Annotated in this window: 1 protein-coding gene; it reads right to left on the bottom strand. The window is 45.9% G+C overall.

Translation table 11 applies throughout. From position 1 onward, the window contains the following. On the bottom strand, nt 1-290 hold a 290-nt coding region (locus tag JKP73_RS22865; protein WP_498370542.1), incomplete at both ends, for a pyroglutamyl-peptidase I family protein.

Genomic DNA, 290 nt, shown 5'->3' with positions numbered 1-290 from the left:
ATTCTCGCCATCGCCATGAATCGTGTGATTAAGTGGCTGATATCCGGCATTATCTTGAATCCGACCGTCATCCAAGTTAATCGCAACTCGCTCCGGCGTGAGTTCAAACCGGCCACCAGCCTGACCAATGCTCAACACATAGTCAGGCTTTTCTTTGGCAATAGCATCTTTAACGACATCGGCTGAAACATTAAACTTTGTCGGAATTTCCAATTTAACGATTTGTGCCCCAGCAATTTCATCCGGCAAACGTTTCACGGCTTCAATCGCAGGATTAATTTTATCGTCGC

The organism is Virgibacillus salexigens (genome assembly GCF_014905415.1).
Classification (GTDB): Bacteria; Bacillota; Bacilli; order Bacillales; family Amphibacillaceae; genus Virgibacillus; species Virgibacillus salexigens.
Note: the sequence above shows the minus strand (reverse complement) of the source record. Positions and strands in the feature narration are given on the sequence as shown.